The sequence below is a fragment of the Flavobacterium sp. TN-1 genome (assembly GCF_052828645.1).
Genome location: NZ_CM128253.1, coordinates 1,963,811 through 1,986,134, shown reverse-complemented (window position 1 = coordinate 1,986,134; position 22,324 = coordinate 1,963,811). Strand labels below are relative to the sequence as shown.

The 22,324-nt window shown below is 29.6% G+C and carries 23 protein-coding genes; 16 read left to right on the top strand and 7 right to left on the bottom strand.

Annotation, left to right across the window (positions count from 1 at the left end):
* Positions 1-16: 16 nt before the first annotated feature.
* Together ACUXZJ_RS08665 and ACUXZJ_RS08660 are read right to left on the bottom strand one after the other, a co-directional pair.
* Positions 17-865, bottom strand: a complete 849-nt coding sequence (locus tag ACUXZJ_RS08665; protein WP_060381765.1) for a phytoene/squalene synthase family protein — start codon at positions 863-865, stop codon at positions 17-19.
* Positions 866-883: 18 nt separating this feature from the next.
* Entirely contained in the window at positions 884-2,341 is a 1,458-nt protein-coding gene (locus ACUXZJ_RS08660; RefSeq protein ID WP_063744104.1) for a phytoene desaturase family protein, read from the bottom strand.
* A 276-nt stretch (positions 2,342-2,617) separates the two neighbouring features.
* On the opposite strand from ACUXZJ_RS08660, the gene ACUXZJ_RS08655 reads away from it, so the two are divergent.
* From ACUXZJ_RS08655 to ACUXZJ_RS08640, 4 genes are all read left to right on the top strand, one after another.
* Positions 2,618-4,039, top strand: coding sequence for an SDR family oxidoreductase (locus ACUXZJ_RS08655; protein ID WP_060381763.1), 1,422 nt, complete (start codon positions 2,618-2,620; stop codon positions 4,037-4,039).
* A gap of 243 nt (positions 4,040-4,282) precedes the next feature.
* Positions 4,283-4,981, top strand: coding sequence for an SDR family NAD(P)-dependent oxidoreductase (locus ACUXZJ_RS08650; protein ID WP_446194716.1), 699 nt, complete (start codon positions 4,283-4,285; stop codon positions 4,979-4,981).
* Between the two features lie 5 nt (positions 4,982-4,986).
* Positions 4,987-5,631 carry a MarR family winged helix-turn-helix transcriptional regulator gene (locus ACUXZJ_RS08645; protein WP_060381761.1) on the top strand — a complete coding sequence of 215 codons (645 nt, stop codon included), beginning with the start codon at positions 4,987-4,989 and terminating at the stop codon, positions 5,629-5,631.
* A gap of 62 nt (positions 5,632-5,693) precedes the next feature.
* Entirely contained in the window at positions 5,694-6,758 is a 1,065-nt protein-coding gene (locus tag ACUXZJ_RS08640; protein ID WP_446194713.1) for a serine hydrolase domain-containing protein, read from the top strand.
* Positions 6,759-6,777: 19 nt separating this feature from the next.
* Here the strand turns inward: ACUXZJ_RS08640 and ACUXZJ_RS08635 are convergent, their stop codons facing one another.
* The 4 genes from ACUXZJ_RS08635 to ACUXZJ_RS08620 form a co-directional block, all read right to left on the bottom strand.
* A complete protein-coding gene (locus ACUXZJ_RS08635; protein WP_060381759.1) occupies positions 6,778-7,392 on the bottom strand; it encodes a glutathione peroxidase in 615 nt (204 codons plus the stop codon).
* A 214-nt stretch (positions 7,393-7,606) separates the two neighbouring features.
* Positions 7,607-8,140 carry a glutathione peroxidase gene (locus ACUXZJ_RS08630; protein ID WP_060383802.1) on the bottom strand — a complete coding sequence of 178 codons (534 nt, stop codon included), beginning with the start codon at positions 8,138-8,140 and terminating at the stop codon, positions 7,607-7,609.
* Between the two features lie 19 nt (positions 8,141-8,159).
* Complete coding sequence (ccsA, locus tag ACUXZJ_RS08625; RefSeq protein WP_446194711.1) at positions 8,160-11,291, bottom strand: cytochrome c biogenesis protein CcsA; 3,132 nt, start codon at positions 11,289-11,291, stop codon at positions 8,160-8,162.
* 150 nt (positions 11,292-11,441) lie between these two features.
* The gene (locus tag ACUXZJ_RS08620; protein ID WP_060381757.1) at positions 11,442-11,885 is read right to left on the bottom strand and encodes a hypothetical protein; all 444 of its coding nucleotides are present in this window, start codon (positions 11,883-11,885) and stop codon (positions 11,442-11,444) included.
* 163 nt (positions 11,886-12,048) lie between these two features.
* Here ACUXZJ_RS08620 and ACUXZJ_RS08615 point away from each other — a divergent pair, with 163 nt between their 5' ends.
* The 9 genes from ACUXZJ_RS08615 to ACUXZJ_RS08575 all read left to right on the top strand — a co-directional run bounded on the left by ACUXZJ_RS08615 (position 12,049) and on the right by ACUXZJ_RS08575 (position 18,991).
* Positions 12,049-12,801: a Rossmann-like and DUF2520 domain-containing protein gene (locus tag ACUXZJ_RS08615; RefSeq protein WP_446194708.1), complete on the top strand. Its 753-nt coding sequence runs from the start codon at positions 12,049-12,051 to the stop codon at positions 12,799-12,801.
* Entirely contained in the window at positions 12,794-13,321 is a 528-nt protein-coding gene (locus ACUXZJ_RS08610) for a KdsC family phosphatase (protein WP_063744108.1), read from the top strand. The genes ACUXZJ_RS08615 and ACUXZJ_RS08610 overlap by 8 nt, the downstream gene beginning before the upstream one ends.
* Positions 13,322-13,345: 24 nt before the next feature.
* Entirely contained in the window at positions 13,346-14,272 is a 927-nt protein-coding gene (locus ACUXZJ_RS08605; protein ID WP_060381754.1) for a geranylgeranylglycerol-phosphate geranylgeranyltransferase, read from the top strand.
* Positions 14,259-14,840, top strand: a complete 582-nt coding sequence (locus tag ACUXZJ_RS08600) for a Maf-like protein (RefSeq protein ID WP_060381753.1) — start codon at positions 14,259-14,261, stop codon at positions 14,838-14,840. The genes ACUXZJ_RS08605 and ACUXZJ_RS08600 overlap by 14 nt, the downstream gene beginning before the upstream one ends.
* Positions 14,841-14,913: 73 nt before the next feature.
* A complete protein-coding gene (locus ACUXZJ_RS08595; protein WP_060381752.1) occupies positions 14,914-15,477 on the top strand; it encodes a hypothetical protein in 564 nt (187 codons plus the stop codon).
* 117 nt (positions 15,478-15,594) lie between these two features.
* Entirely contained in the window at positions 15,595-16,341 is a 747-nt protein-coding gene (gene truA / locus ACUXZJ_RS08590) for a tRNA pseudouridine(38-40) synthase TruA (protein ID WP_060381751.1), read from the top strand.
* Positions 16,328-18,079: an ABC transporter ATP-binding protein gene (locus tag ACUXZJ_RS08585; protein ID WP_063744110.1), complete on the top strand. Its 1,752-nt coding sequence runs from the start codon at positions 16,328-16,330 to the stop codon at positions 18,077-18,079. The genes truA and ACUXZJ_RS08585 overlap by 14 nt, the downstream gene beginning before the upstream one ends.
* A gap of 10 nt (positions 18,080-18,089) precedes the next feature.
* Complete coding sequence (locus tag ACUXZJ_RS08580; protein ID WP_060381749.1) at positions 18,090-18,500, top strand: acyl-CoA thioesterase; 411 nt, start codon at positions 18,090-18,092, stop codon at positions 18,498-18,500.
* 74 nt (positions 18,501-18,574) lie between these two features.
* Entirely contained in the window at positions 18,575-18,991 is a 417-nt protein-coding gene (locus tag ACUXZJ_RS08575; protein WP_060381748.1) for a tetratricopeptide repeat protein, read from the top strand.
* 213 nt (positions 18,992-19,204) lie between these two features.
* On the opposite strand, the gene folP is transcribed toward ACUXZJ_RS08575, so the two are convergent.
* The gene (folP, locus tag ACUXZJ_RS08570; RefSeq protein WP_060381747.1) at positions 19,205-20,032 is read right to left on the bottom strand and encodes a dihydropteroate synthase; all 828 of its coding nucleotides are present in this window, start codon (positions 20,030-20,032) and stop codon (positions 19,205-19,207) included.
* A 67-nt stretch (positions 20,033-20,099) separates the two neighbouring features.
* Between folP and ACUXZJ_RS08565 the strand changes: the two genes are divergently transcribed.
* Genes ACUXZJ_RS08565 through ACUXZJ_RS08555 form a run of 3 tightly spaced genes read left to right on the top strand, consistent with a single transcriptional unit; the run spans position 20,100 to position 22,279 of the window.
* A complete protein-coding gene (locus ACUXZJ_RS08565; protein WP_060381746.1) occupies positions 20,100-20,642 on the top strand; it encodes a DUF1599 domain-containing protein in 543 nt (180 codons plus the stop codon).
* A 56-nt stretch (positions 20,643-20,698) separates the two neighbouring features.
* Positions 20,699-21,784, top strand: a complete 1,086-nt coding sequence (locus ACUXZJ_RS08560; RefSeq protein ID WP_060381745.1) for a MauE/DoxX family redox-associated membrane protein — start codon at positions 20,699-20,701, stop codon at positions 21,782-21,784.
* On the top strand, positions 21,785-22,279 hold the full coding sequence (locus ACUXZJ_RS08555) for a TlpA family protein disulfide reductase (RefSeq protein ID WP_060381744.1): 495 nt from the start codon (positions 21,785-21,787) through the stop codon (positions 22,277-22,279).
* The last annotated feature ends 45 nt before the right edge of the window (positions 22,280-22,324 follow it).

Below are 22,324 nucleotides of genomic sequence, written 5' to 3'. Positions count from 1 at the left end.
GTTATTGTAAGGGATTTTATTTAATTAAATTTAAATTTTTAAATACCATCATTTCGCCAAAAAGGTAAACTTTTCTAATATTAGAAACTCTAATTCTTTGGGTAATTAAAACTTCGGGTTTACACTGCTTAATTTTTTTAAATAGGCTTAAGTAATATTTATAAGCCATATAAACGGCTATTTTAGAAGAAATAGGCAATCGTTTTATTCCTATTAAAGCGTTTTGAAAATCATTTTCAATGTCATTTTCTATATTTATTTTTTCATACGTAGAAAAACATTTAAAATTAACCTGAGGAAAATAAGTTCGCCCTAAATCGTTAAAATCAGCACTAATATCTCTTAAAAAATTAATTTTTTGAAAAGCAGCTCCTAAACTTTGTGCATAAGGTTTTAATTGTTCATATTCCAGAACGTTTCCATTTAAAAACACTTTTAAACACATTAATCCTACTACTTCTGCACTTCCGTAAATATATTCGTTGTATTTTTGATCGTTTAGATTTTGTATTTCTCCTAAATCCATTTTCATAGAATGCAAGAAAGAATCTACTAAATGTTGTGGAATATTCTTTTCGCGCTGGGTTTTACAAAACGAATTAATAATAGGATTAAGCGAAATACCATTTTCAATAGAGGCTCGGTATTCGTTTTCAAAAAGCATCATTAATTTAGCTTTATCGTATTGATGAAAGGTATCTACAATTTCATCAGCAAAACGAACAAATCCGTAAATGTTATAAATATGCTGTCTTATTTCAGGTTTAAACAATTTAGATGCCCATGAAAAAGAAGTGCTATATTTTTGGGTTACCATTTTTGAAGTAAGCCCTGAAATATGATCAAAAAGTTGCTCGTTATTCATAGTCTAAAGTTTAGAAGTTTATAATTGTTTTTTTAGAATATAATCAGTTACTACTTTACCCGAAATTAAGGCGGGAGGTACTCCTGGTCCTGGAACGGTAAGTTGCCCTGTATAAAAAAAATTTTTGAGTTTTTTATTATTTATACGGGGGCGTAAAACAGAGGTTTGTAGTAGCGTATTAGCCAGTCCATAGGCATTGCCTTTACAAGAATGATAGCGTTGTTTAAAATCATTTACTCCAAAAGATTTTTTAAAGATTATCGCTTCCTTTAAATCTTCTCCGGTGCATTTTTTGATTCTTTCTAAAATGATATCAAAATATTTTTCATGTATGGTTGGGTTATCATTTAGATCCACTGCTACGGGTATTAAGAAAAACCCAATTTCTTTTCCTTCTGGAGCCAAGGTATCATCTGTTATACTTGAAAAATTAGCATAGAATAAAGGTTTTTTAGGGTATTCAAAAGTATCGTAAATTTCTGTTGCATGTTGTTCAAAATCGGTATCAAAAAATAAATTATGGTGTAACAAATGTTTTACTTTTTTATTAAATGCCACATAGTACAAAAAAGAACTTGGGGCAAATGTTTTATTTGACCAATAATTAGGGGGGTAATTTCTATTTCTATTTAATAAATTTTCGGTATGAGCATAATCTGCACCTGAAATAAATACATCTGCTTCAAACTCTTTATTTGTGGTACGTATTTTAGTTATTTTATGTTTTATATTTTCAATAGATAGAACTTCTTCATTTATATGAAAAACAACACCCAGTTCTTTAGCTAACTGTACTATACCTAATGCTACAGCATTAAAACCTCCTTTAGGGTACCAGGTTCCTAAACCAAAATCGGCATAGTTCATAAAGTTATAAAAAGCAGGAGTCTTGCTAGGCTTAGCACCTAAAAATAAAACAGGAAATTCTAAAATACTGCGCAGCTTAGTATTTTTTATTCTACTTCGTACTTGCTTTGCTATGGTTGTGGTAAATAAATGTAATCTTTTAGCTGTTTGTATTGAAATTAATTCCGTTATTGATCTTCCTGGATTGTATACTAGGTCGTGAATAGCTATTTGATAATTATGATGTGCTTCTTTTATAAATTGTTTTAATATTTTTCCACTTCCTTGCTCTATATTTTCAAATGTGTCTACAATTTTTTCAAGGTTATCATCAATATCTATAGAGTCATTTTCACCAAAAAACACTCGGTAAGCGGGGGTTAATTTTTCTAGCGAGTAATAATCTTCTACTTTTTTTCCAAAATCAGCAAAAAAACGTTCAAACACATCGGGCATCCAGTACCAACTGGGTCCCATATCAAATTTAAAACCGTCAATTTCCATCATGGAAGCTCTCCCTCCTAGCTGTTCATTTTTTTCAACAACTTGTACACTATAGCCCGCCTTTGCCATATAACAGGCTGCTGTTAACGATGAAAATCCTGAACCTATGATAACTGCTTTTTTCATTTTGAAAAATTTAATTAGTACAAATCTATACTATTTTATTGTAAATAGAAAAATATTTTACTAAATTTGAATTAACCTAATAAGTTATTAAACTAGAATACAGCTATTTACATAAAGATACAGTAATTTTTCTTATTTAAGAATATTTTTTTACACAATTAACAAGTAGTTATTATTTAGTTTTTTAATGATAAAAAAACACTTTACTAATTCAAAAAAGGACATTTAGTATTAGTTTATCTCAAAGAAAACCAATAACTTTTAAAATGTTTACAGATGAAGATATTAATTACAGGGACTACAGGATATATAGCACAACGTTTAATTCCCTTGTTGCTAGAAGCAAATCATAGATTGGTATGCTGCATTCGCGATTTTAACCGAACTCCTTATATCTATGAAAACCATCCTAACATTACTTTTATAAAAATAGATTTTTTAAATATTGAAACAATTCAGTTACCACAGGATATTGATGTTGCTTACTATTTAATCCATTCTATGTCTGCCTCAGGAGGAGATTTTGAAAAAATGGAAAAAATTTGTGCTGAAAACTTTAAAATATTAATTGAAAAAACAAATTGTGTACAGGTCGTATATTTAAGTGGCATTGTAAACAATAATACTTTATCAAAACATTTACAATCTAGGTTGTGTGTTGAAAAAACCTTACAATCAGAAAAATATGCTCTAACAACTTTTAGAGCAGGCATCATCGTTGGAAGTGGCAGTGCTTCTTTTGAAATTATACGTGATATTGTAGAGAAATTGCCTCTTATGATAACTCCTAAATGGCTCAATACAAAAACCCAATCTATAGCAATAAGAGATGTTTTAAGTTATCTCACCAAAACTATTTTAGTAAAAGCAACATATAATAAGTCATTTGATATTTTTGGTCCAGAAATACTTACTTACAAACAGATGTTGTTAAAATTTGGAGCTGTTAGAAACTTAAAACGATCTATTTTTACCCTACCCGTCTTGACCCCAAAGTTATCTTCTTATTGGCTGTATTTTGTTACTTCTATTTCATTTAATTTAGCTAAAGCTTTAGTTGATAGTTTAAAGGTTGAAGTCATAGGAAAACCAAGTACTATAAATGAGTTGTTAAACATTAGTCCTATTCCTTATGAAGAATCCGTTGCTTTAGCCTTTCAAAAAATAGAGCAAAATGCTGTTATTTCTAGTTGGAAAGATGCTATGAGTAGTGGTTTTTTTCAGAATCAATTACATGATTATATACAAGTTCCTTCCTATGGTTGTTTTAAAGATTTACGAGTAAGAAATATAATTGATGAAAAATTAACATTAGAAAAAATTTGGTCTATAGGAGGAAAAAACGGATGGTACGCTTTTAACTGGATGTGGGAATTAAGAGGGATTGTAGATAAATTTTTTGGAGGAGTAGGATTGCGTCGTGGCAGAACACATCAAAATGAAATTCAATCAGGTGATTCTCTGGATTTTTGGCGAGTTATTTTAGCTGATAAACAACAAAAACGTTTATTATTATTCGCAGAAATGAAATTACCTGGCGAAGCTTGGTTGGAATTTTCTATCAAGAAAAACAAATTGTATCAACGAGCTGTTTTTAGACCTAAAGGAGTTCTTGGTCGAATTTATTGGTATGCTGTCTCTCCATTTCATGTTTTTGTATTTAATGGGATGATTGACCATTTAATTAAAAAAGACTAGGATGAATTTTTACCCCAGATTATACGTTGGCCTTTTTGATGAAAAAGAAAATAACAACACCTTTTTTTTTTCACAAATGTAGATGAATCACATTGAAAACAAAAAAGAACTTCTTTTTTTAATTAAAAGTCATTTTTATGTGTCATAAATTACTAATGTGTAATCTAGTTTTAGCAATCGTTGTTTCGTTAAACTTTTGATTACAAAAGAATTATAAGTATTCATTTTATAAACATTAAAAAAATGAAAAATATAGTTGTTATAGGTTGTGGAAGTGGTATAGGACTTGCTACCTTAAAAGCATTACATAATACCAATCATGTCATAGGTATTTCAAAAACGTATTCTACAGAATTTGATTCTTTAAACATTCAGTTTTATAAAAAAAACATCATAACTGATCAATTAGATGATATTGTATTTCCGGAAATTATTGATGGAATTATTTATGCTCCAGGAAGCATTAATTTAAAACCTTTTCATCGTTTTATAGAAGAAGATTTTAGAGCAGATTTTGAAATAAATGTATTAGGTGCTGTTAAAATAATTCAACAATTATTACCTCGTTTAAAAAAATCCAATTCTGCCAGTATAGTCCTTTTTAGTAGTGTAGCAGCAAAAATTGGCATGCCTTTTCATGCTTCTATTGCAACTAGTAAAAGTGCAATTGAAGGATTGGTTCGGAGTTTAGCCGCTGAATTTGCTCAACATAATATCCGCATTAATGCAATAGCTCCATCATTAACTACAACAAAACTATCCGCTTCATTACTATCTACTCCTGAAAAAATAGAAGTCGCTGCAAAAAGGCATCCATTACAGAACATTGGCGATCCTAATGATATTGCAAAAATGATCGTATTTTTGCTCTCCGATTTCTCCTCTTGGATAACAGGACAAATTATTAGCATAGACGGCGGAATGAGTAATATAAAACTGTAATTAACATGAATACTGATTTTTTCATACAACTATTACTACAGGTCAAAGAATTTGAACAAGAAATACCTATCAAAACAAATGTTAGTATTGATGACTTTAGGCTATGGATGAACGAAAAAGCTTATCAAAACACTAATCCTACAGCTTTGTTCAAAAAGAAAAAAAAGACGGTATTTGATATTGAAAACGAAATTGCTAAACAAGTCATTTTATTAGGTCGTTTTTCCAAACAAATGATTCGTAGAGGATTAAAAGATTTCCCTCAATTAGCAAACGAGGAATTTACTTATTTGTATCGCATCATAGATGAAGAATCCTTGACAAAAATGCAGTTAATTGAACGAAATGCCCACGAAAAACAAACTGGTATTGAAATAATAAAACGCCTCGTAAAAAATCTTTTATTAGAAGAATTTCCTGACGAAAAAGACAAACGTATTACACGATTACGAGTCACTCAAAAAGGAAAATCTTTTTTCAACGAATCCGTAGAAGATGTAACTCAAATAGCAAGAATACTTTCAGCAAAATTAGATGAGGAAGAAAAAAAGAATTTACTTTCATTACTCAAAAAACTAAATGAATTTCATTTTAATGTATATCATAACCATAAAGATTCTAGTATTGATCAAATTAATGAATTGATCTAAAATCTTGTTTTTGTTTCATTACTTATAAAAATCTAAAATAGTTTATGAAAAAAAATATTCTAATGACTAAGTTATTATTTATTTTCTTAGGAATAATCAGTTGTCAATCCGAGAAAACCTTTGAAAATAACATTATAACAGAAGAAATGTATTTTCCTCCTAACTCTTTAGGTACTTGGGAAACTAAAAACAGGAGTGATCTTAACTGGAATTCTGCTGCTTTTGAAACATTAAAAATATATTTAAAAGAAACGAATACTAAATCATTTATGATTTTAGTTAACGGTCGTATTGTGGTAGAAGAATATTTAAATGGTCATTCAGTATCTCAAATATGGCAATGGAATAGCGCAGGAAAAACCCTAATCTCTACTCTTACAGGAATTGCACAACAAGAAGGAATATTAAATATAAACGATAAAGTTTCTAAATACTTAGGAATAGGATGGACTATTACTCCTATTGAAAAAGAAAATTTAATTACGTGTAAACACCTCCTAACGATGACTTCAGGTATTGATGACGAACAAGGAGAAAAAACAAGTCCTTCTGATCTTATCTATAAATCAGATGCAGGTAATAGATGGGCTTATCATAACATTTTTCAAAAACAAATGGATGTGATAGCAAATGCTAGTAACTCTTCTTTTGAGGATTATTATAATTTGAAACTAAAAAATAAAATTGGAATGGATGGTTCTTGGTATTTGGGACCTATTTATAGAATTTATTATAGCACTACTCGAAGTATGGCTCGCTTTGGTCTATTAGCTCTCAATAAAGGGAAGTGGAATAATGAACAAATAATAAATGAAACCTTTTTTAATGAGAGTACTTCAAGTTCTCAAAATATAAATCAAGCTTATGGCTATTTTTGGTGGTTAAATGGTAAAACTTCTTTTATGCTACCTAACTCACAAAATGTATTTACTGGCACATTAATCCCAAATGCTCCTTCTGATATGTATGCTGCCATGGGAGCTTCTGATCAAAGAATATATGTAATTCCTAGCAAAAAGATGGTTATCATAAGAATGGGAGAACCTAGTAATCCTAAAAATCCTAATTTTGCTTTGTCTGATTTTGATAACACCCTATGGCAAAAGATAAATGCGTTAATCAATTAAGAAATAACGCATTTATTTTTTATGATTTAATCCACTCTAAAACAGCTGGATTATCTGGTGCTACATGAGGTCCTAAAACTTGATCTACATGACCGCTTTCATTAATTAAATATTTTTGAAAATTCCAATGGAGTACGTTATCTTTTAAACCGTTTTTATTTTTACTCATCAAAAATTGATACACAGGATGTCTATTACTTCCCTTTAAGCTAACTTTTCTCATTATCGGAAATGTTACACCATATTTTGTCTTACAAAAAGCATTGATTTCTTCATTTTCCAAAGGTTCAGAATCTCCAAAATCATTAGATGGGAACGCAACAATTTCTAATCCTCTTCTTTTGTATTTAGTATACATTTTTTGTAAGGACTCTAACTGATCCGTAAAACCGCAGTCAGTAGCAGTATTAACAACTATAACCTTTTTACCTCTTAATTTTGAAAAATCAAAAATTTTTCCATTTATATCTACAACTTGATATTGATAAATAGTCTGTCCTTCTAAATTTTTTTCAATAACAATTTCTTGTAAACTCTTAGCTTCTTTACTTGAATCATCATTTTTTAACGTCTCTTCTTGATTTTTACATGAAAATACAAGTATAGACATTAACAATAAAACTCCTCTTTTCATTTTGGTCTTATTTTAATTTGCTGTTTGTGGATATAGCGAATTTAAAAAAAAAGTTAAGACTATGCTTATCTTTTTAATAAAAACAAGTGTAAATAGTAAAAGATTATAATCATTCTATCTTTTTTGAATGAAAGATCCTTAGAATACGTAATAAATTTTATCTTCTTTTTGAAAAAAAACTAAGGTTTCAATATTTTTTACGATAGCATCTATATTATGATTTCACCCAATTAATCACTTCTTCAGCATTTGGTAAAGTTTGAGGGGCTACCACCTTAACTAGTTTTCCTTTTTCATCTATCAAATATTTCTGAAAATTCCATTTTACTTCACTATCTAACACCCCATTTTTCTTTTTTTCGGTTAAAAATGAATAAAGAGTGTGTATATCACTTCCTTTTACAGATATTTTTTCCATCATAGGAAAAGAAACTCCATAATTTTTCTTACAAAAAGTAGCAATCTGTTCATTACTACCTGGTTCTTGCGCTCCAAAATTATTAGCGGGAAACCCTACAATAACAAAATTATGTTCTTTAAAAGTTTTGTATAATTCTTCTAATTGAACATACTGAGGTGTTAAACCACATTCTGATGCGGTATTAACAATCATGATCTTTTTGCCTTTTAATTTAGCAAAATCAAACATTTCTCCGTTTATATCTTTTACTTTAAATTGATAAATGGTATTCTCAATTTCAGTATTTGATTTACTTTTTTGTGCCCATGTTATCGCACAAAAAAGCATACATAAAGTTGCAATAATTCTATTCATTTTTTTTAAATTTTAAAATTTTATAATATACTATTATTGAAAACAATAAAAATCCAGTCAGAATTTTAATATAAATTTCTACATTTTGACGCTCTCCAGTTGCATAGGAATGGAGTCCGCTTAAATGAAAATTAACCCCAAAATAGGTCATTAATACAGAAGCAAAAGCTAAAACGCTGAAAAAATTATAAACAAACTTTCCTCTTAAAGCAGGCACAAAACGCATGTGAATAACAAAGCCATAAACCATAATACTAATTAAGGCCCATGTTTCTTTGGGATCCCAGCCCCAATAACGTCCCCAACTCTCATTAGCCCACTGACCTCCTAAAAAGTTACCTATTGTTAACATAACTAGACCTATTGTTAATGCCATTTCATTGATATAAGTAATTTCTTTAATATTTAAATCCATTACTTTCTGATTCTTTTTATTAGTAAATAACATTAAGAACATAGCTACCAATCCTAAAATGGCACCTAAAGCAAAGGGACCATAGCTTCCTACAATTACTGCTACGTGAATCATTAACCAATACGAATTTAATACGGGTTGAAGATTTGCTATCTGAGGATCTAACCAGCTCTGATGTGCCACCCATAAAATCATAGAAGCCACAAAAGCTGTTGAAGCCACTGTTAAATTAGACTTTCTTCCAAAAAACAACCCAAATAACATAATAGACCATCCTACATAAATCATAGATTCATACGCGTTACTCCAAGGAGCATGTCCTGAAATATACCATCTAGCAACAAGACCTAAAGTGTGGATCAGAAAAAACACTCCTAAAAGTACATGAAAAATTTTAACAGAAAGACGAACCCATTTTGCCTTATTAAATATTTGCACAATAACAAAAACAAACATTAACAGTCCTGCTAACATATACCAAGAATACAATTTTTTAAACACATCATATTTATTATATAATATTTCTGCATTAATTTTTTTATCCGAAGGTCTTACAGCTGATCCGTATTTTTTTTGATACTTTTCTAATCCTATCACTAAACTATTGGCTAATTTATAGTCCTTAGAAGCTGTTGCTTTATCCAATGAATTCAAATAAAAAGGCAAAACATTTTTAATTGTGTCTAGTGAAGTTCCAGTAGAATGGCTAATTTCTAAAAAACTAACCCATTTATTATTTTTATCAGCTGGTACTGGAAATATCTTTAAAATTTGTCCTGAAATAGCCGAATATAATAAGTTTACTTTTTTATCTGCGTCTATAAAATCTTTTTCAAATTGATTAGGCACTATTGCTTTATAAGCTTTATCCAATTGTTGGGATAATTTATAATTCCCTCTTTCATCAAAAAAATCAATTAGTTTAGCATATTTAGCTTTCTTTTCAATACCTAATAGTTTATGAATACTATCATTATCTTTTTGCATAAAAATGATAGGAATTTCATACCAAACTTGTGGAAATTGTGTCATAGACAAAAAAACTTGATCAGAGTTCATTTCTTTATAAGTATCTTTTTTACTGACTTTACGCAATAATTCGGATGAAAAAGTATTGATTGGCTTCATACGCCCTCCTTCGTCCTGAATTACTAAACGACCGAATTTGGCTGCTTGCTCTTCAGGTACTTTATAACGATTTAGTATTGAATCAATCTGTTGTTCTGTAGGAATTGCGTGTGCATGTTTTTTTTGGGCATTTAAAGAAAATGCAAAAAATAAAATAACAATAGTTAACATACTAGTTTTCTTATTACGTACTTTTTCTAATTTTCTTTTAAGATCATTAAAACGAGTATCTCCGAAAAACAATATCGCTATTAATCCTATATATAATAAAGTATAACCTAGATAAGTCATCCAAGTCCCCCAAAAATCATGATTTACAGATAATTTTGTTCCTTTTTCATCAGGATCAAATCCTGATTGAAAAAAACGGTATCCTCTATAATCTAAAATATGGTTCATATAAATACGTGCATCAAATGGTTTGTCGTCTAATATACTTACTTGACTCTCAAAAGCGGAATAGCTTTTTTCGGTACCTGGATATTTAGCGGCTATAAATTTGTTCAAACGAACTTTAAATGGTAATTCATAAATTTTACTACCATACTGAAAGGTATATTCTAAACCTCCTTGTTTAAAAGCAACTGGTTCACCAGGACTCCCTTTTTGACCTAATAGAATTATTCTTTTTTCTTTTCCTTCATTTGTTATTTTAAGTACCAAAGCGTCATTGCTTTCTTTATCTTTATAGTTTCCATTAGACTGATAATCTTTTACTCCTTTTATTGCTGTTTCAGGAAACACAAATTGCGCGCCTCCCACGTTATATAAAGAACGATACATTAATGTGGATTTATTGTTTTTTACAACAACTCCTTTTAACTGATCTGCCATTCTCATAAAATTACCATCAAAAGGTGATTCTATTGTAGATTCTTGACCATTAATTGTAATATTAACAGCTCCTTTTGTATATTGATTGAGTGAGAACAAAATATTATGTATACTGGCTACTTCTCCTTCTTTTAGATAATGTTCATGACGCTGTCCTCCTCCTGCTTCTACCATCTTAAGATACAATTTACCTTTTGGATCTTCTTTTACAATTTCTTTAGCTCCCATTATAAAATCTACTAGCTCTACTTTAAATGGAATTTCATCAAATTGTTCCTCATCCATAAAGTGATTATTAACAGTGGCTGACAATAATAGAGGTTTTTCAAAAATTCTTCTTTTAAATTCATTTTGGCGCATACCATCTACAAAATAAGTCAAATAAGTACGATCTGAATAAAATTGATTTTCAGTAGCACCTTCTCTAATGGGCATTATTCCTTCATAACTAATATAACGGGTAATAAAAGCACCTAATATTATGAATAAAAAAGAAAGATGAAGCATAAGGGTAGCCCATTTTTCTTTTTTATACAATTGATATCGTTTTATATTTCCTAAGAAATTAATAATAAAAAACACGATTATCACCTCAAACCACCAAGCATTGTAAATAATAATACGTGCGGTATCTGTATTATAGGCATCTTCTATAAAAGTTCCAGCCGCCATAGCCGCCGCGAAAACTAGAAATAAGAGAGCCATCAATCGGGTTGAAAACAGAAAGGAATAGATCTTTTTATCCATGATTGGGAAATTCAAATTTTTAAGCTGCACAAAAATACTTATTTTGTTTCTTTAATACTTTTATCTTGCTCTTTTTTAAGATTTTTTTATCAATAAAAAAACGAGACCCTACAAGTAAGATCTCGTTATACAAATGCTCTATAAAATATATTAAGATTTCTCAAATAATTTTTTAACCTCATCTAACGTCATTGCTTCCGAAATACCTGTGGTAGCTGTAGCTTTATTAGTAGTCATAAACTGCACTGTTGTTTTAGCTGTTGACTTTGTGTAATGCAACCAAATAAAATCGTTTGGTAGTTCTAATTTTATATCATACATTGGAGAAGCACTAAAACCGTCTATTATGATTTTAAAAAAGTTTTCATAATCATTCTCTAAATTTTTAAAAGAAAAATTACGTATAGGTGATTCTTCTGGATTTTCTATATCTTTATAAAAAAAGGTATAAATATTTCCTTCTTTATGCACATATATACTATTGTTCCCTACCCTTCCTAAACGCTCTAAAGGAGTCGTAGGGATTACTTTTATCTGACTAAAACCAGAATAAGAACAAATAAAAAATAGGGATAAGCTTAATAATTTTCTCATAAAATATTATTTTTAGAAATTGAATATCTGCAAAATAAAACTTTTTTCTTTTCGTTTGTCGATTTAATAAAAAATATATTCACTTTTTCATTATTTTTTCTTAGCACCCAAGCATTCTAAGGTAAAATTTTGGACGAAATTTCTTTTTTAGTAATTTCGCTTCATGACAACAGTGGTAATTTTAGGCTCAGGAAATGTAGCCTCTCATCTTATAAATGCTTTTCTACTAACAGAAGAGATAAAAATAACACAAGTATATACACGAAACACTACAACTGAAATACCTAATTTTAAAAAAGAAAATATAGTTCATACTTTAGAAGAATTAAAAGAAGCAGATATATATATTCTATCAGTTAGTGACACCGCAGTACACTCTTTGGCAGAAAAAATACCTTTTCAAAACAAATTAATTGTACATACATCAGGAACTCTAAACATTCAAATACTTCCTAAAACCGCAAGAAAAGGTGTTTTTTATCCACTACAAACCTTTTCTAAAAACAAACCCCTTAACTTTCAAGAAATTCCTATTTGTATTGAAGCAGAATCTGATCAAGATTATTTTTTATTAGAAAAAATTTCACAATCCATTAGTAATCAAACATTTAAAATTAACTCAGATCAGCGAAAATCATTACACGTATCAGCCGTTTTTGTTTGTAATTTTGTAAATCATTTATACCAAATTGGACATGAAATTTGTATGGAACATAAAATCCCTTTTGAAATCCTTTATCCTCTCATAAAAGAAACAGCTAATAAAATAAAACAACTTAACCCAAAAGATGCACAAACTGGTCCAGCAAAGAGAAAAGACTCCATTACAATTAATGAACACCTTCATTTTTTACAAAATGATACTCATAAAGAAATTTATAAATTATTAACAAAATCGATTATAGACAATGTATAAAAGTTATAAAGAAATAATGAACGAAATCAATACATTTGTATTGGATGTAGACGGTGTTTTAACCAATGGAACCGTACATATTACTCCTACAGGCGAAATGCTTCGAGAAATGAACATACGCGACGGTTTTGCCATGAAAGCAGCCATAGAAAGTGGCTATAATGTGTGTATTATTTCTGGAGGTAGTAATGAAGGCGTACGAATCCGATTACGAAACTTAGGCATAACAGATATTTACCTTGGATCAACTAACAAAGTAGAAACTTTTAAAGAATATTGCGACATTTATAATATCCAACCCCAAAACGTATTATATATGGGCGATGATATTCCTGATTATCATGTCATGCAATTAGTAGGTCTTCCTACTTGTCCTCAAGATGCAAGTCCTGAAATAAAAATGATTGCCAAATATATTTCACACATAAACGGAGGTAAAGGAGCCGTTAGAGATGTCATTGAACAAGTTATGAAAGTCCAAGAAAAATGGAATACTTATTTTGATGGAAAGTTTTTTTAAACATTCAAAATAAAATTAAAAAATATGAAATTCCTACACCTCATACGATACAAAAACTTACTCCTAATTGCACTAATGCAATTAGTATGTTATTTTGGTTTTTTAAAACTACAACCTACTCTTTTGGCTATTAACAATTGGCAATATATATTACTAATCGTTGCAACCCTTTTTATTGCAGCAGGTGGATACATTATAAATGCTATTTTTGATCAAGGTACTGACGCTATTAACAAACCCAACAAAAATCCTATAGGTAACACCATTAGTGAATCTAAAGCATATAATCTCTATACTGCTTTTACTCTCATAGGGGTTCTTACAGGCTATTATTTATCACACGTAATTAAGCATCCCAACTTTGTAATTGTTTTTATTTTATGTGCTTCTCTATTGTATTTATATGCTACCGATCTAAAACAAATAGTACTCATTAAGAATATTATTGTGTCTTTATTATTAGCCTTTAGCGTTATTATTATTGGATTATTCACCCTCTTCCCTGTACTTCCCATGGGAGATAAAGGACATTTACTCTTTTTATTCTCAGTATTAATTGATTTTTCCATAATAGCCTTTATGATTAATTTTTTACGAGAAATTATAAAAGATATTGAAGATATAAAAGGCGATTATAACGAAGATATACGTACACTACCCATTATCTTGGGAACTAACAGAACATTAAAACTTGTTTTTGGTCTTACTTTTATTCCCATCACCCTAATCTTATCTTATGTATATATCAACCTTTTTGAACTCCTATACGCCACTCTTTATATTCTTTTTTTTATCATAGGACCTCTTATTTATTTTGCTATAAAAGTATGGAATGCTCAATCTCAAAAAGACTATAAACATCTGAGTAATGTATTAAAACTAATCATATTATTAGGCAGTCTTTCTATAGGAATTATTGGTTTAAACATGAATTTTTATGCTACACACTAAATTTAAAAATCATCAAATAATACTAGCTTCTGGCTCACCCCGTCGTCAACAATTTTTCAAAGATTTAGACATTCATTTTACTATTAAATTAAAAGAAATTGAAGAAAAATACCCTGAAACATTAAGTTTTTTAGAAATTACTGATTACTTAGCAAAGTTAAAAGCCTCTGCTTTTAATGAAGAATTACAATCCAACGAATTACTTATTACAAGTGATACTTTAGTATGGCATAACAACAAAGCTTTAGGAAAACCCATAGACTATAACGACGCATTTAATATGCTTAAAAGCTTATCTAATGACACTCATGAAGTCATTACCTCTGTTTGTTTTAAAACCACAGAAAGAGAAGATCTTATTAACGAAATAACAAAAGTAACTTTTGGATTACTAACAGACGAAACTATACATTATTATTTAAAAAACTACAAACCTTTTGACAAAGCGGGAAGTTATGGTATTCAAGATTGGATAGGTTTAATTGGAATTTCAAAAATTGAAGGCTCTTATACCAACGTAGTAGGATTACCAACAGAAAAAGTTTACCAATATTTATTAAATTTTTAAACGATCCATTCTTCATTTTTTTGGCATAATAATTGAAAAGTATAACAAAGACAATTCAACAAAACCATAAAATATGAAAAAACTATCATTTATAATCGGAGTCTTTTTAGTTATACTAAATTTTCAAATTTCTGCTCAGGTTTCAGTAAATTTAAACATAGCAGAACACCCTAATTGGTGTACCAATTATTCTGAAAACCAAATTCAGTATGTGTATTTACCTGAATTAGAATGCTATTATGATAACTTTAACCAAACATATATCTACTTAGGACCAAGAGGCTGGTGTCGTTCAAGTACTATTCCAGACTATTGCAGAGAATATGATATACAAAGAGCACCTAGAGTAATTATAGATTATAGAGGAAACTGTCCTTGGACCTCTTTTAATTATCACAAAAAACATCATTGGAAAAACAACTACCGTAACTACCATAGCGAATATTACGGACCTGCTTATTCAAGAAGAGGAAATTATGTAACTTATAGAAATAGAGACTATGATCATGATTATTATTACAGAAGAAATGATGATCATTATGAAGACAGAAGAGAAAATAACAATTCCTATAGAGATCAAAAAGAGTATAGAACTGAGGAAAGAGAACCTAACCATGCACATGGTAGACGATTTTAAAACATTTTAATCAAATCAAAAAAGCAGTAATATCACATACTGCTTTTTTTAATAGTATTATAAGATCATTCAATATCTGTTTCATTTCTTTTATCTTTGTTCTCAAATTTTTACACCTTGAGATATTTTATTGAATTTGCATATAAAGGCACTCATTATCACGGTTGGCAATATCAACCCAATGCTATTTCCGTACAAGAGACTTTAAATAAAGTTTTTTCTACACTTTTACAAGAAAATATAGAAATTGTAGGAGCTGGTAGAACCGATACTGGCGTACACGCTTCGCAAATGTATGGGCATTTTGACACTCAAAAAGAACTAGATTTAGCGAAACTAAAACAAAGGGTTAATTCTTTTTTACCAAAAGATATTGCTCTCTTTCGTATTATTCCAGTACATGATGAAGCACATGCTCGTTTTGATGCCACCTCTAGAACCTACCATTATTATATCAGCACTCAAAAAAATGCCTTTAATACAGAACTTGCTTGGTATAATCATCATATTTTAGATATAGATGCCATGAATAACGCATGCAAAATTCTTTTTAAATACATTGACTTTGAATGCTTTTCAAAAACACATACAGACGTACACACTTTTAACTGCAAAATAACAGAAGCCTACTGGCGTAAAGAAAACCAAAATTTAGTTTTCACCATCACTGCCGATCGTTTCTTACGAAATATGGTAAGAGCTATTGTAGGAACTATGGTTAATATTGGTACTCATAAAATCACCAAAGAAGATTTAATTTCCATTATTGAAAGTAAAGACCGGAAAAAAGCAGGTTTTTCAGTTCCTGCACAAGGATTATTTTTAAGTAAAGTAACCTATCCTTACATAGATGAAAGCATTTGATAGTACATTATTCAAAAGAATACTCACTTATACCAAACCCTACAAATGGCGGTACTACAGCGTTATTATATGGGCTATTCTATTATCTATTTTTGCTGCATTACGCCCCTACTTGTTACAAAACATTATAGATCATTATGTCATTCCTAAAAAACTAACAGGTTTTTTGATTATGCTAAGCATCATGGGTACTACATTATTACTTGAAGTATTAGCCCAGTTTTACTTCGTTTATTGGGCCAATGTATTAGGGCAAGATATAGTAAAAGATATCCGTGTAAAATTATTTCATCATATAAGTAGTTTCAAAATACAATATTTTGACAAAGAACCTGTGGGAAAATTAATTACTCGTTCTGTCTCTGACATTGAAGCTATAGCTCGTATATTCAGTCAAGGTTTATTCATGATCATGAGCGATTTAATGAAAATGGGAACTATCTTTTTTTTTATGCTATACATGAATTGGAAACTAACTCTAATCGTAATAGCAGCTATGCCAATATTATTGTACGCCATTCGTATATTTCAAATAAAAATGAAAAACGCATTTGAAGATGTTCGAACTCAAATTGCCAACATGAACACTTTCATTCAAGAACGATTAACAGGAATGAAAATTGTTCAACTTTTCACACGAGAAGAAAAAGAATTTGAAAATTTTAAAAAAATAAACCATTTACATCGTAAAGCTTGGGTTAAAAATGTTTGGTATAACTCTATTTTTTTTCCAATTGCTGACATTGTTACCTATTTAACCTTAAGTGCTATAATTTGGTTTGGCTGTAATTTATTATTAGAACATGATTCTTTTACTAACATAGGACATCTTTTTGCATATACTATGTATATTACAATCTTCTTTACCCCTTTAAGGCAAATAGCAGATAAATTTAACGAAATGCAAATGGGAATGATTGCTGCTCAACGAGTATTTGAAGTTCTTGATTATCAAGAAAACATAGAAAAAAATGGAAGGATTGAAGCTCCTAAATTTATAGGAAAAATAGAGTTCAAAAACGTCTATTTTGGTTATAAATCTGATGACTATATACTCCAAAATCTTAATTTAAGTTTAAACCCTGGCGAAACCGTTGCCATAGTAGGAGCTACTGGAGCTGGCAAAACAACTATTATTAACTTACTCAACCGATTTTACGATATCCAAGCAGGATCTATTTACATAGACAATCAAAACATTAAAGATTTTACCATAGAAAGCTTAAGAACCCAAATAGCTATTGTTCTTCAAGATGTATTCTTATTTGCTGATAGCATCTATCACAATATTACCTTAAGAAATCCTAAAATATCTAAAGATCAAGTCATAGAAGCCGCCAAAATAATTGGAGTACATGATTTCATCATGACTTTACCCAACAATTATCATTATAACGTCAAAGAACGAGGTGCATCTCTTTCATCAGGTCAAAGACAGTTAATCGCTTTTTTAAGAGCCTATGTAAGCAATCCTAGCATATTAATTTTAGATGAAGCTACGTCTTCTATAGATCCTTATCTAGAAGAAAAAATTCAAAAAGCAACGCAAACCCTAACAAAAAATAGAACTTCTATTATCATTGCACATCGTTTAGCAACAATTATAAATGCAGATCGGATCTTAGTCCTAGACAAAGGAATCATTGTAGAAGAAGGCATTCATACTTCTCTCTTAAAAAAAGAGAAAGGAGTCTATAGAAAATTATACGAAGCACAATTTAGTAATCACATAAAATAAACCAAATACAATGGAAAAATTTTTTATTGAAATGTCTGTTCGCAATTACGAATTAGATGTACAAGGAATTGTAAACAATTCCGTTTATCAGAACTACCTAGAACACGCTAGACACCAATTTTTACACCACCATGGAGTAGACTTTGTTGAATTTGCTCAAAACAACATCTTATTAGTTGTAAAAAATATTGAAATCAATTTTAAAAATTCACTTGTTAGCCGAGACCATTTTAAAGTAGAAGTAAGTGCTGAAAAAGAAGGAAATCTAAAAGTAATCTTTCATCAAAATATCATTCGAGTATCCGATAACAAACTCATTGTATCTGCTAAGATAACAGGAGTAGCTATAAAAAATGGTCGTCCTGTAGCTCCCGACACTATCCCACAAATAGCACAATTATTTACAACAGCAGTTATTTAATAATAAAACTTTTTTCTAAAACAAATAATCAACTAATTAAAATTAATTAAATTTGATCTTTAAATCCTACTAATATGAAAAAAATAATCTTTATTATTACTTTATTATCAAGTCTTATCACATTTGCTCAAAATGGAGAAATAATTAATAATCCTTTTACACCTGAACAAGATACTCTTTTTTCTAAAGCACTAGAAAAATTAAATTCTAAAAAATACCCTGATGCTATAGAGATGCTAAACAAATTAATTTCATCTAATAAAGAACAGAAAATACCTTATTTTTATTTAGCACAAGCCTATTTTGAAAACAAACAATATTCAGAATGTGCTGAAATTTGTACTAAAGGTTTAATTATTGGTCCAAAGGAAAATGCATTAAATTATTATAGAGCTAAGGCTAATATTGAACTGGGAAAAACAGATTCAGTATGTAACGATTTGAAAAAATCAGGTACTCAAGAAAAAGAATTATTAAAATATTGTAACTAAAAGAATCTTATTTAACAATATTTCCTTCTAGAAAAATATCCGATATAATAAAATTTTATCTAATAGATTTCAAAACATTCAAGAGGCTGTCCAAAAAGTAATAAATCAATATGCAGTTTGCCACTCCGATAAGGAGGAGTCTCATAATCAACATTATGTAATTTCTCCCTTTGATTGAAATGACAAGATTGCAAACTTTCTGGACAGTCTCTTCTATATCATTTGACAAAGGCGGATAGCCTCTACTGCTTCCTTTACATCATGCACACGCAAAATAGAAGCCCCTTTAGTTATTGCAATCGTATTTAGAACAGTAGTCCCATTTAATGCCTCCTGCACTGTAATATCTAATGTCTTATAAATCATAGATTTTCTAGACATCCCTACTAAAATAGGTAATTCAGCTATAGATAAAAGCTCCATTTTAGATAATAACTCAAAATTTTGTTCCAATGTTTTAGAAAATCCAAAACCAGGATCAAGAATCAAATCGTTAATACCATAACTCCTTGCCTTTTCTATTTTTCCTGAAAAATAAAACAATATTTCCTTAAGCAAATCATCATAATCTACCATTTTCTGCATTGTTTTAGGAGTTCCTCTCAAATGCATCATAATAAATGGAATATTATGCTTAGCAATAATCCGAAACATATTCTCATCTAATTCGCCAGCTGAAATATCATTAATCAAAGAAGCACCTATTTGCAAACACTCATCCGCTACCTTACTATGAAAAGTATCAATAGATAACAATACTTCTGGAAATTTAGTTATCAAAAGCGAAACAATTGCTTCTATCCTACCTAATTCCTCATCTGCAGACAAGAACTGTGCATTAGGTCTTGTTGATTGACCTCCTATATCTAAAAAAGTAGCTCCATCAAGCAGCATTTTTTCCGCTTGTTTTAAAACAGAAACATCCGTTTTTAATTTTCCTCCATCATAAAAAGAATCAGGCGTTATATTTAAGATCCCCATAACCCTTGGAATCATCAAATCAATAAGTTTACCTTTACAATTTATCGTAGTCATTTGCATTTTATTAACAACATTTTATTTTAAAATCCCTATTTTTGGAAAAATTTGACACAAATATAGCATACAAATGAGTAATACATCTCAACAATACGACACAATAATAAACAACTGTCGCGATTTATACACTAAAAAAATGAAAGATTATGGTAGTGCTTGGCGTATTTTACGTTTACCTTCTCTTACAGATCAAATTTTTATAAAAGCTCAACGTATTCGTTCCTTACAAGAAAACGAAATAAGAAAAATAAATGAAGGAGAAACCTCTGAATTTATAGGAATCATAAACTACTCTATCATGGCTCTAATCCAATTGGATAAAGGCGTTGCAACACAACCCGATCTAAATGTAGAAGAAGCCACAAAACTATATGATGAAAAAGTACTAATCACCAAACAACTTATGGAAGCTAAAAATCATGATTATGGAGAAGCTTGGCGTGATATGCGAGTAAGTTCATTAACAGATCTTATTTTACAAAAAATTTTACGAGTAAAACAAATTGAAGACAACAAAGGAAAAACCTTAGTAAGTGAAGGCATTGATGCAAATTATCAAGACATGATTAATTATTCCGTTTTTGCCTTAATTTTATTAGAAAACATGAAATAATCTCAACTTTATAAATCCTGAAATATACAGGATTTATATGCTTTAAAAATAAAAAAATGAAAAAAAACCTGACGCTCCTATTACGAATTATAATAGCATTACTCTTTATTATATCAGCTATTGCAAAAATGTACCCATCACCCTATTTTGCAATTTCAACTTTTGAAGTAAAACAATTGTATCCTTTAGGATTTTCTGAAAGCATAGCCCCTTGGTTTTCAAGAATTTTGATAGGTATCGAAATGGCGCTAGGAATACTAATTCTACAAAATAATTATCTTAAAAAAGTAATTATTCCTGCAACCATTACGTTGCTTATTGTTTTTATTATTCATTTGTCTTATGAAACTTTCATTAATGGTGGTAATTCAGGGAACTGCGGTTGTTTTGGAGAATTAATACCTATGACTCCCATAGAAGCCATCATCAAAAACTTCATTGCTATTATCATTCTTGGCTTAATTCTTTTTATGCTACCAAAAGACAATACACAAATCCATAAAATTTGGCCAATAAATCTAATCACATTAGTCTCTATCCTTATAATTTTCATATTAGCCCCTATCAAATCAGCAAGTGAGTTAGCATTACCAACTGAAATTGTAACAAATACAACTTCCATAGACACCTCTACAACTAAAAAAGATAGTATAAAAGAACAAATAACTATTCAAGATTCTATAATAAAAAACTCAGAAAAGAAAAAAGAAGAGAAAGAAAAAACAACCAATGAACCTCTAAAAAAGAAATCAGGCTATACTCAATTCTTTTCTAAAATTGATAATGGTCGTAAAACCTTGTGCTTCTTTGTTCCTGGTTGTGATCATTGTCGTCAAGCAGCAAAAGAACTAACAGAGTTAAAACGCACAAATAAAAATTTCCCTGAAATCCTAGTTCTATTCATGAACGAAGAACCAGAAAAAATACCTGATTTCTTCAAAGAAACAGGCGCAGAATACCCTTATAAAATCATAGAAATCATACCCTTCTGGAAATTATTAGGAACAGGAAAAGATACCCCTGGTGTAAAATATTTATGGAACGGAAATGAATATAAATACTATTTTGGAATAAACGAAAATCAATTCAATCCTAAAGACTACCAAGAATTAATTAATAAACCCTTTACACAATTAAAATAAATGAAAAAAATAATAACATTAATACTCACAATGATACTTAATATCTCATGCTCAAAAGCACAAGATACACAACTCAACAATGAAACCTTAAATTATTCTTTAACTGACATTAACGGTCAAAAAATTACATTAAAAGAAATAATATCTCAAAATGCAGGAAAAAGTATTGTTCTAGAATTTTGGGCTTCATGGTGTGGAGATTGCATTAAAAATATGCCCAATCTAAAAAAATTACAAATAGAAAATCCTGATACTAAATTTATTTTCATTTCTTTTGACAAAACTCCAGAAACATGGAAAACAGGAATTGAAAAACACGAATTAATAGGAGATCAATTGTTTGTAGGAGAAAACATGAAAGGAAATTTTGGAAAATCAGTAAATCTAGACTGGATTCCTAGATACATTGTTTTAGACAAAAAAGGAAAAGTAGTTTTATTTAGAGCCATTGAAAAAGATACTGAAAAAATAAACCTTCTTTTAAAAACATTATAAAACATGCAATAAAAATATTTTAACTCTTTAAAAGACATATCTTTG

Bases quoted from the DNA above. Each gene is read 5' to 3' on its own strand.
- ACUXZJ_RS08665 (WP_060381765.1), bottom strand. From the start codon at position 865: ATGAATAACGAGCAACTTTTTGATCATATTTCAGGGCTTACTTCAAAA.
- ACUXZJ_RS08660 (WP_063744104.1), bottom strand. From the start codon at position 2,341: ATGAAAAAAGCAGTTATCATAGGTTCAGGATTTTCATCGTTAACAGCA.
- ACUXZJ_RS08655 (WP_060381763.1), top strand. From the start codon at position 2,618: ATGAAGATATTAATTACAGGGACTACAGGATATATAGCACAACGTTTA.
- ACUXZJ_RS08650 (WP_446194716.1), top strand. From the start codon at position 4,283: ATGAAAAATATAGTTGTTATAGGTTGTGGAAGTGGTATAGGACTTGCT.
- ACUXZJ_RS08645 (WP_060381761.1), top strand. From the start codon at position 4,987: ATGAATACTGATTTTTTCATACAACTATTACTACAGGTCAAAGAATTT.
- ACUXZJ_RS08640 (WP_446194713.1), top strand. From the start codon at position 5,694: ATGACTAAGTTATTATTTATTTTCTTAGGAATAATCAGTTGTCAATCC.
- ACUXZJ_RS08635 (WP_060381759.1), bottom strand. From the start codon at position 7,392: ATGAAAAGAGGAGTTTTATTGTTAATGTCTATACTTGTATTTTCATGT.
- ACUXZJ_RS08630 (WP_060383802.1), bottom strand. From the start codon at position 8,140: ATGCTTTTTTGTGCGATAACATGGGCACAAAAAAGTAAATCAAATACT.
- ccsA (WP_446194711.1), bottom strand. From the start codon at position 11,291: ATGGATAAAAAGATCTATTCCTTTCTGTTTTCAACCCGATTGATGGCT.
- ACUXZJ_RS08620 (WP_060381757.1), bottom strand. From the start codon at position 11,885: ATGAGAAAATTATTAAGCTTATCCCTATTTTTTATTTGTTCTTATTCT.
- ACUXZJ_RS08615 (WP_446194708.1), top strand. From the start codon at position 12,049: ATGACAACAGTGGTAATTTTAGGCTCAGGAAATGTAGCCTCTCATCTT.
- ACUXZJ_RS08610 (WP_063744108.1), top strand. From the start codon at position 12,794: ATGTATAAAAGTTATAAAGAAATAATGAACGAAATCAATACATTTGTA.
- ACUXZJ_RS08605 (WP_060381754.1), top strand. From the start codon at position 13,346: ATGAAATTCCTACACCTCATACGATACAAAAACTTACTCCTAATTGCA.
- ACUXZJ_RS08600 (WP_060381753.1), top strand. From the start codon at position 14,259: ATGCTACACACTAAATTTAAAAATCATCAAATAATACTAGCTTCTGGC.
- ACUXZJ_RS08595 (WP_060381752.1), top strand. From the start codon at position 14,914: ATGAAAAAACTATCATTTATAATCGGAGTCTTTTTAGTTATACTAAAT.
- ACUXZJ_RS08585 (WP_063744110.1), top strand. From the start codon at position 16,328: ATGAAAGCATTTGATAGTACATTATTCAAAAGAATACTCACTTATACC.
- ACUXZJ_RS08580 (WP_060381749.1), top strand. From the start codon at position 18,090: ATGGAAAAATTTTTTATTGAAATGTCTGTTCGCAATTACGAATTAGAT.
- ACUXZJ_RS08575 (WP_060381748.1), top strand. From the start codon at position 18,575: ATGAAAAAAATAATCTTTATTATTACTTTATTATCAAGTCTTATCACA.
- folP (WP_060381747.1), bottom strand. From the start codon at position 20,032: ATGCAAATGACTACGATAAATTGTAAAGGTAAACTTATTGATTTGATG.
- ACUXZJ_RS08565 (WP_060381746.1), top strand. From the start codon at position 20,100: ATGAGTAATACATCTCAACAATACGACACAATAATAAACAACTGTCGC.
- ACUXZJ_RS08560 (WP_060381745.1), top strand. From the start codon at position 20,699: ATGAAAAAAAACCTGACGCTCCTATTACGAATTATAATAGCATTACTC.
- ACUXZJ_RS08555 (WP_060381744.1), top strand. From the start codon at position 21,785: ATGAAAAAAATAATAACATTAATACTCACAATGATACTTAATATCTCA.